This is a genomic window from Acidobacteriota bacterium, assembly GCA_022562055.1.
In the GTDB taxonomy this organism is placed as follows: domain Bacteria; phylum Actinomycetota; class Acidimicrobiia; order Spongiisociales; family UBA5794; genus BMS3BBIN02.
This window is the reverse complement of sequence record JADFQA010000039.1, coordinates 19385-28452: the sequence shown is the minus strand read 5'-3', so window position 1 is coordinate 28452 and position 9068 is coordinate 19385. Positions and strand designations below refer to the sequence as shown.

Genomic DNA, 9068 nt, shown 5'->3' with positions numbered 1-9068 from the left:
GCGTGCGTGTCGGACACTGGACAGATGCGAGCGCAGCCACCGGTGTTACGGTGGTCGACCTGCCTGAACCCAACGTTACGGCCGCCGAGATCCGTGGTGCAGCTCCCGGGACTCGCGAACTGGGCCTGCTTGGTCGTGGCATGACGGTGCAAACAGTCCAAGCCATTGTTCTGGCCGGTGGCAGCACCTTTGGTCTCGCCGCCGCCGATGGTGTCGCCCGCAGGCTAGAACAAACCGAGCGCGGCTACCCGACCGTTGCCGGCGTCGTCCCGATCGTCGCCTCTGCCGTGTTGTTCGACCTGGCTGTCGGTGATTCTTCCGTGCGGCCCAGCGCAGATAACGGGGTTGCAGCGTTCGAATCTGCATCGCGCGGGCCCGTCGAGATGGGGCAGCTCGGTGCGGGGACCGGCGCAACCGTTGCCAAATGGCGTGGCGTAGACGCTGTCAAGCCGGGGGGTCTTGGCTCGTTTGCGACGACCTGTCGTGGAGCAACCATTGCGGCGCTTGCGGTGGTAAACGCCCTCGGAGACGTATTCACCATTGAGGGAGACCCGCTCACCGGTGGGATACCGGTCCCTGGCCCGCCAGCGATGAGCCCAACACTGGGAGAACAGACAACGCTCGTCGTCCTCGCCACTGACGCCAAGCTCACCCGGCCCGAACTTGGACGATTGATTGTCCGCGCTCACGACGCCTTTGCGGTCACGCTCCGCCCAGCCCACACGCGATACGACGGCGACGTCGTCTTCGCCGTCTCGTGTGGCGACATGGAAGCCGACCATGACGCACTCGGGGAGGCTGCCTTCGAAGTTGTCGGCAGGTCCATCGAACGAGCTATCACGTCTGCTTAGAAAACCAGTCCCGCAAACGGTCGAATCCCTCGTCGAGGCTGACCTTCGGCTCCCAGTCAAGAGCCTTGCGTGTTTCGGATTGGTCGAACCAGTGAGCGGTTGCGAGTTGCTCTGCAAGGAAGCTCGTCATTGGAGGCTCGCTCTCTAGGTGGCGCACATTCCACACTTTCTCGATCGCCAATCCCCCGGCGCGAGCGACCTGGTACGGCACTTTGAGCCGCGGCGGCCTTATCCCGGCTGCGGCGACAATTCGTCCAACTAGCTCGCTGACCGGTCTGGGCTGGCCGTTGGTGACCACAAATGCACGACCTCGGATCGAGAAAGCATTGTCGAGGGCGGCAACCAATGCATCGGCGGCATTGTCGATGTAGATCGAATCAATGAGCGCAGTGCCCGACCCGATAATCGCCAGGCGTCCCTGTCTGGCCCGTTCAACGATCCGACCAACGAGCTGTGTATCGCCAGGCCCCCAGATGAGATGAGGGCGGATCGCCACGACCGACATGGCGTCCGACGACGCCTCGAGCGCTATGAGTTCGGCCAGTGCCTTGCTTCGCGCATAGTGGCCTCGTGCCCGTTTTGGCTGCGCCACTCCCGCGGCTGCGCCTATCAAGGACACACCGGTGTGGGCGACCGACGGCGACGACACCTGCACAAACCTCCTGATACCGGTGCGCTGAGCTACGGAAACAATATTTCGCGTGCCCGCGACGTTTACCCTCTCAAACTCCTCCCATTCGCCGGTCACCGAGACTTTTGCGGCGACGTGAATCACCGCTTCGGCGTCCACCATGGCAGTGGCAATGGCCGCGGCGTTCGCGATGTCACCAAGGTGTTCGGTAACCGCCAGGCCGCTCGGGCTGCGCTGGAACACAGAGACCTCGTCACCGCGATCGACAAGAACACCAACCACTGCACGGCCCACCAGGCTCGTTGCACCGGTAACAAACACCCTCATAACTTGCCAACCCGACCGCCGGCGAGGATGTCGCCGGCCCAGGCCGCGACGCGGGTGCGATCGATCTTTGAATTGTGACGCAAGTCCGTGGGGAGTCTCGGGACGACCAAGACCGCGGCCACATCAACATTGACCACCGAGCGAACCTCGGATGCGAGCGACTCGTCTGCAAGTGATGCCTTGTTGCCACCTTCGACAAGTTCGACGACGACAACCACAACTTGTGCGCCTGTAGGACCGACGCCAACCGCGGCGGCGAGCTTTACGTCCGGAAGCGCTGCGACCCGATGTTCGATGCCGATCGGGGTGACCGGACCCGACCCTGTACGGATCAGGTGGGCAAGGCGGCCCTCGATCCACAACCGACCATCTACGTCGATACAACCGACGTCTCCGCTGCGGTGCCAGCCGCTCGGATCCGATGCTGCGTGCTGAGTTAGCCACAGATTGTCGTATCCGTCGCGAATATGGCGTGCACTGATACACACCTCGCCGACGACTCCAGCGTCGGTCGTAAGAGAACCGACAGCCTCACCGGCGCCGTCAAGGGCGCTGATTGCCACCTCGACGCCGCTGACCGGATGCCCGACACACACCCCGATACCCTCACCCGCGCTCTCAATTTGCGCAAGCGCAATGTCTGCGACAGGAAGCACTTCGGTCATCCCGTAAGGGGTGTGGGCTTCAGCGTTTGGCATGAGGTTGACGGCCTCGCGAAGAACCTCCGCAGGCACCGGGGCGCCAGCCGACATGAGAACACGAACGCCCTGCATGGCCCCGACCAATTCGGCCGGCATCTCGCGAGCGGTCGCTACGACATTGCGCAGCGCCGCCGGCGATCCGAACACCATTGTCGCGTCGACCGCCTTCACGGCCTCGGCAAGCGCCCGCGCGGTGAGGGTTCCCGGCGATGTCGTGTCCATGTCGGGCACCGCTGAAGTGATCCCAATACCTGGCCCGAACAGAGCGAAGGGACCAAATGCCGCAACCAGGCGATCCGTTTCCTTGATGCCATAAAGCTCAACGATCGCATCGCGCTGGGCCTGGAGCTGGCGGTGACGATACAGAACACCCTTAGCTGGACCTGTCGATCCAGAGGTGAACAATACTGCAGCATCTGCATCAGGTTCGGGTCCGTGCGCCGACGGCTTCCCCTCTCCCCGGGCGCGAATATCGTCGAGGGTACACCGGGCGCCCAGCATTCGCAGCCGGGTTTTGGAAACGACGTCGGAACAGATCCTCACCCCAGGCCAGCGGAGAACCTTTGCCGCTGCCAGCGCTTTAGGGATCCCAATCATGTATTGCGAATTGGCACTGTTGAGCGCGACGCCCATTCCCTTTGGCCCAAGACCGGCGTCAACAATGACCACGACGGCGCCCATGCGCCAGCAGGCGTAGACACACACAGCAAGGTCGATCCCCGGCGGAATGAGCAGAGAAATACGGTCGCCTTGGGACACACCCATGTCCACCAGACCCGCCGCAACCCTGGAAACATCTGCTGCAAGATCCGCAAACGATATGGACCGTTGGACGCCGTCGGCACCCATCTCGACAATGGCGGCGTCATCATCCGTTGATCGCCGATCGAGCGCCGCCCACAATGGTTCGTCACGGGCTACATCACCCGCCACGACTGGCCTGGCGTCGAGCTGATCAAGCCATGCCGAGATTGCCGAGGAAATGTCGACATCCTCGGCAACCATATGCCCGGCTCCGATAAACCTGTGGACCTTGGCGTGGGGTAGTCGCGCCGTCAGGTCGCGCAGGTACATGTCTGAAAATATCGGATCAGAGGGACCCCACAACAGCAGCGTCGGGACGTCGCGAAGCAGGTGGAGGTCGGCGGCAACCTTGTCAAGCGGCGCCTGTGTTGGGTGTTTGTTAAAAAGGGGTATGTCCCTGACGAAGTTCGCAATGCCTTGCCTTCGAGACGAACCCTTGTAAGGGGCCCGGTACGCCCTGCGAATCGGACGCTTGAGTCTTGGCCTGGCGAGCGCCATCGTTCCCCAGAGGAACGCAGGTGTCCACTTCCCGACCACACCAAGGAACCCCGGCAGGCGGACGAGCCGGATGAGTCCCGGCGCAGAGGCGTCTTCGGGTTGATGCACGGCAGTGTTGGTGAGGACGATCCCGCCAAGCTGGGCAACATGACGTTCTGCCCACCCGAGCGCAATGGCACCACCCCAGTCGTGAGCGACCACCACAATCGGTCCCCGCAGATCCAGCTCATCGGTGAGCTCGTCAAGGTCATCAATGCGCTGCGCGAATCGGCGCATCCGCCCGGTTCGCTCCGAAAACCCCATGTCGAGCTGGTCAATTGCAACGACCCTCACCCCCGGTGGCGCATTCGAAAGAAGTTCCCGCCAAAGATACGACCATGTTGGGTTGCCGTGGATGCAGAGCAAAGTTACATCTGCGATGTCGTCGCGACCAACCCAGTTGTCAAGTATGTGCCAGGTGCGCCCGGTCTCGTCGATTCCGGGAGTTGTTACGAGCCGCGACCACTGCGGATCAAGCCCGTACAGGCCCGGTGGTGGTAACGATGCGGAAGACTTCGAGCTGCGGCTCACCAGAGCAGTTCGATCACCGATGTGTTGATTCCTGACCCGATTCCCATCAGCAACACGGTGTCGCCAACGTCGAGCGACTCCGTCTCAAGCGACAGCGTGATCGGGATCGAGGCCGGACCAACGTTCCCAAGGAAGGGGAATGTGAGTGGAATCTTTGCACGATCTATCCCCAGAACGTCGCACGTCATCCTCGTGTGAATCTGCGAAACCTGGTGCACGATGTAGCGATCAGCCTCCATCCATCCCCACTGGTCGACCCCACCCCATACGAGTTTCGAAATATGAAGGCCAGCGTCGAGAAGCCCTCGTGAGTCGGTCCTCATCTGGGTGAGGTCGCCAACACACAGGTCATGGTGACTCGAGTCGGCACGGGCAACGCCCCGTACCACCTTGTGACTTCCGGGGTTGTCCGAATGCCGGCCAATGACGGCCGCGGCTCCCCCTGATCCAAGAGTTAAAGTTGCAAACTCAGCGAGCAGTATGTCGAGGGTGACGTCGGGGCGAGTCAGTCTGGCCAACGTGGTCTCTTGTGTAAGCCTGCTGCCTTCACCGTCGACGATCAACGCGTAGTCGATCTGACCGCTGCTGATCATGTTGCCGGCAACCTGGAGGGCGTTCACAAACCCGAGACACGCGTTGGAGAGGTCAAAACTGAGGCACGAACTTGAGAGGCCAAGGGTGTTGTGCACGGTTACCGCTGACGAGGGCTCGAGCCGGTCGCGACACACAGACGTGTCGATCAGCAAACCGATGTCTTCAACACGCACCCCGCTGCCCTCGATCGCCTTCGCCCCCGCGGCTGCGGCAGCGTCGGTGAACAGATGCCCCTCAGGCCACCATCGGCGTTCTTGAATGCCGGCAATTCTCTGGAGCATCCCCGGGAGCGCACCAACGCGCTCGTATGTGTCAGTCAATACTTCGTCAAAATGGGCCGAGGTCACGACTTCTGGCGCGTCGACATGCGTCACGGTGACAATGGCCGTGTCAGTCATGGTGAATATCGAGTTGCCGGACATCAATGAGCTTTCATAGGCAGCGGGAACCATTCTCGCATGGATCGGAGTCGTAGTCGTCGACCACGTAGGCGTCGCCTCACCGAAGTGAGGGTACCGCAATGAAACATTGCACGCCTCCAATGCGGCGTGCGGGAGTCTTCGCAGTGGGTGTTGACGGATTCGAACCGCCGACTTCTTCCTTGTAAGGGCGTACGTCGAAACGGCCGAAACCGTTGCAGCGCTTGACTCGGTGGTCGTGTCAGGTCCCCAGGTGTCCACAAAGTGTCCACATTGGTGCCGGTTTGGGCAGTTGGTCGGCGTCGATGTGGGTGTAGATCGCGAGCGTGACTCGGGGGTCTTTGTGTCCGAGGAAGGCCTGTACCTCGCCCGGTGTCCAGCGGTCGACTACGAACAGCCAGGTGGCGCATGTGTGGCGCAGATCGTGCGCGTGCACATCCCCCACACCAGCGAGTTCCACGATCCCGTACCAGACCCGTCGTCGCCAGTTGTCATACCGGATTGGCTTGCCTCGAGGCGAGGTCACCAGCCGTCCGTCGAGCGGGGTCACCGTCTGAGCGGCTAGGTGCTGTCTGACGCGGCGCTCCACATCGTCAGACATCGGGATGGTTCGGCCCTCGTCCGCGCGGTTGCGACCCTTCACGGCGCTCTCACGTCCGTCCTTCGTCAGAGTGCGCTCAATGCGAATGGTGCCCTCATCGAAATCAATATCGGAGCGTCTGAGGGCGGTGGCTTCACCGATTCGCATCCCACTCCGGACCATCAACCACACGATCAACGCCTGGTCTTCGTTCACGACCTCCGCAGCCTCAATGATGGCATGGGGTTCATCGTCCGTCAGTGCTCGGCCGACCCTGTCGTACACAATCTTCGGCGGCTTCACGTCTGACGCAGGATTGACCTTGAACGCTCCGTCCTTGCGGGCGAGTTCGAGGATTCCTCGAAGCTTCTGGAGGGCCTTTGCGCGCGTCGATGACGCACACTCAAGGGTCGATAACCACACCTCAATCTCAGTTGGCTTGATCGTCTTTACCTGTCGTTTTCCGAATGTCAGGAGCATCAGGTTGAGGTAATCCCTATCGCGCTCAAGAGTTGACGGTTTCAGGTCCGAATTCTCACGCAGCGTCTTCCACGTCGCTGCGTAGGATGCGAATGTCTGTCTCCCGGCGAATGGGTAAACATACTCACCACGGCGAAGATCGGTACGCACGGCGCCAAGAAACGCTTCGGCATCCTTCCTCCGTGCGAAGTTCCTTGAGCGCTGCCGCCCGTCGGGTCACGATATCGGACTTGCCAGCGGTTGGGACGCTCGGGGTGCCGTCGGATCGGTTCTCGCTCTCTGCGTCTGGCCACTAGAAGGCTCGCAACCGCCAGCCGCCATCGATCGGAATCGTTACACCGGTGACGGCGTCGAATCGGGGACCACACAGTTCCGCCACAATGCGAGCCACTTCCTTTCGCGTGACAAAGCGACCCAACGGCGTCGCATCAAGCGTTCGCTCGGCCAGCGTCGGATCGAACTCCGCCACGTCTGCGAGCGATTCGAGGATCTGACCCGGCGCCACGCAATTGACATTCACTGTGGGAGCCAACTCAATGGCAAACAATTCTGTCAAGGTGATCATGGCGTTCTTCGAGAGCGTGTATATCGAGTGGCTCCGGATGTACGCGGAACCCGCTGAGATGTTGACGATACGACCCCAGTCACTCATCGCCGGAGCGAGGAGCTTGGTCGTGAGATAGGCAGCCTTCACGTTACCTGTCCAGATACGATCCCATTGTGAAGGGTCGAGTTCTACGAACGGTACCATCGAGAACGGTCCCGAGTTGTTGATGACGATATCGATTTCGCCGCTGGCCGCATCCACGGCAACGCCTACCATGGCTTCGATGCCGCCATCTGTAGACGTATCACCGAACACCATCTTGTGGCGTCCAGGTGACAACTCAGCGATCAACGATGTGGCTGCATCCACAGAATCGTGATAGACGACAACAACATCCGCTCCCGCGCTGGCAAGAGCTCTCACTATCGCCGCACCCAGGTTTCGTGATGACGACGTGACGAGCGCGGTATGACCTTCCAGGTATCGATCATCGCCCACGGGTTCTCCTCACTTTCACTGCCGGAGGTCGCCAACAGCCTTGACTCGTATACGGACTGCGTTGCTCGGAAGATACGCCAGCGGTACCTCCACGATCGTAACAGTTGAGGGTTCGGCACCAGTATCGACCGCCTGCTGAGCGGCCTCTTCCTTCGCCTTTTCAACAGCGGCCTCCCGCCCATCGATCGCGATGGTGAAGATCCGATCTATCTCGCCTCCTACCTGGGCAATCGCTGCGCCGATGGCGTTCGCCACCGAAAAGTGCTCGGGACGCACAACGACCGACGAGCCCTCGAGTTCGTCATCCACCAACACACCTCCCCCACCGACCACGATCACGGGTATCGGTTCCGCCGACGTCTTCATACGGCCCACACCATCAAATATGGCGATCTGGATCTCTGCGACGGTTTTCTTCACCAGTCCCGGGTCAAGGTCCATCACTCGGCTCGCGTCACCGATGTCAGCCAGGCCCGCGACTACCGCCACATCGGTGCATGTCAGCGTGTCACCGCCGAAAACGATGACGCGCGAGGGGATCTCGTAACCGACGCTGTCGGGACCGATCGTGACACCGTCTCCGACATCGCGTACGATGCTTCCACCGCCGACTCCAAGAGAGAGCACGTCTGGCATTCGAAAGTTGGTGCGGACTCCGCCGACCTGCACCGTGAGCGACGCCTCCCTCGGAAAACCGTTCACCAACACTCCGATATCGGCGGTGGTTCCCCCGATGTCGACCACGGCGCCGTTACTGACCTCACTGAGAAATGCGGCGCCACGCATGGAGTTCGTCGGCCCCGAGGCGAACGTAGCCACGGGATACAGCTTCGTGTGCTCAGCAGTCATCAGCGTCCCGTCGTTCTAGCTGATGTAGAGAGGTGCGGCGATCGCAAGCTCCGCAACAGCCGACTCGATAGCACCCATGATGCGCGCCGCCAGCGGCCGAAGACAGGCGTTGATGATCGTCGCGTTCTCCCGTTCAAGCAACCCGATTCGACCGATCTCCTTCGAAAGGCTCACAGCCATCTCAGGAACCTCGGACCTAACGATCTCGCTGGCTTCAAGCTCGAACTCGCCATTCACCGGGGAGAAAACGGATGTGATGGCCATCGAGCGAATCCCCTTGGCCGCGGCGTCGACCGCGATACGTCTCAGCTCGTCACGATCAAGCGCACCGCTGGGCCGACCGTCGAATTCATGCCCACCGTGACAGAGATACGCATGATCGCCGATCGCACTGCGCAGCCGGGCCGGCCAATCGACGAGCGGCGGCAGAGAGGTGGTGGCTGGAAGGCCGATTCTGACGGCGGCTGTCGGCGCCAAGCGCTTCGCCTCGACGAGAGCATTGGTGAAATGGGTTGTACCGATCATGATGCTTGTCACCTCGCGCGGCACGAGCACGCCGCTATCGATGAGGGACCTCAGAGCCGTGAGGATCCCGAGGGTGACATCTGGCGTTGTCGGCGATTTCGTCGCACCAAGGACCGACCGCCCCTCCATCGCAACCGCATCGGTGTTCGTCCCACCGACGTCGACACCTACACGCACTGCGACCTCATTTCGAC

Annotated in this window: 6 protein-coding genes and 1 pseudogene; 1 reads left to right on the top strand and 6 read right to left on the bottom strand. The window is 61.3% G+C overall.

Going from position 1 to position 9068, the window contains the following annotated elements; all coding sequences use genetic code 11:
- Positions 1-851: P1 family peptidase (locus IIC71_12740; GenBank protein MCH7670046.1), on the top strand; the 851-nt coding region annotated here is incomplete at its 5' end.
- On the opposite strand, the gene IIC71_12735 is transcribed toward IIC71_12740, so the two are convergent.
- From IIC71_12735 to IIC71_12710, 6 genes and pseudogenes are all read right to left on the bottom strand, one after another.
- A complete protein-coding gene (locus IIC71_12735; GenBank protein MCH7670045.1) occupies positions 838-1809 on the bottom strand; it encodes an NAD-dependent epimerase/dehydratase family protein in 972 nt (323 codons plus the stop codon). The genes IIC71_12740 and IIC71_12735 overlap by 14 nt on opposite strands.
- Positions 1806-4382, bottom strand: coding sequence for an alpha/beta fold hydrolase (locus IIC71_12730; protein MCH7670044.1), 2577 nt, complete (start codon positions 4380-4382; stop codon positions 1806-1808). Before IIC71_12730 ends, IIC71_12735 begins: the two co-directional genes overlap by 4 nt.
- The gene (locus tag IIC71_12725) at positions 4379-5398 is read right to left on the bottom strand and encodes a 3-oxoacyl-ACP synthase III (protein ID MCH7670043.1); all 1020 of its coding nucleotides are present in this window, start codon (positions 5396-5398) and stop codon (positions 4379-4381) included. Before IIC71_12725 ends, IIC71_12730 begins: the two co-directional genes overlap by 4 nt.
- A 238-nt stretch (positions 5399-5636) precedes the next feature.
- Positions 5637-6605, bottom strand: coding sequence for a site-specific integrase (locus IIC71_12720; protein ID MCH7670042.1), 969 nt, complete (start codon positions 6603-6605; stop codon positions 5637-5639).
- Between the two features lie 142 nt (positions 6606-6747).
- A complete protein-coding gene (locus IIC71_12715) occupies positions 6748-7500 on the bottom strand; it encodes an SDR family oxidoreductase (protein MCH7670041.1) in 753 nt (250 codons plus the stop codon).
- A 15-nt stretch (positions 7501-7515) separates the two neighbouring features.
- Positions 7516-9051: pseudogene (locus IIC71_12710) on the bottom strand (hydantoinase/oxoprolinase family protein).
- Positions 9052-9068: the final 17 nt, after the last annotated feature.

Excerpts from the sequence above, each read along its gene's own strand:
- IIC71_12735 (MCH7670045.1), bottom strand. The coding sequence starts at position 1,809 with ATGAGGGTGTTTGTTACCGGTGCAACGAGCCTGGTGGGCCGTGCAGTG.
- IIC71_12725 (MCH7670043.1), bottom strand. The coding sequence starts at position 5,398 with ATGTCCGGCAACTCGATATTCACCATGACTGACACGGCCATTGTCACC.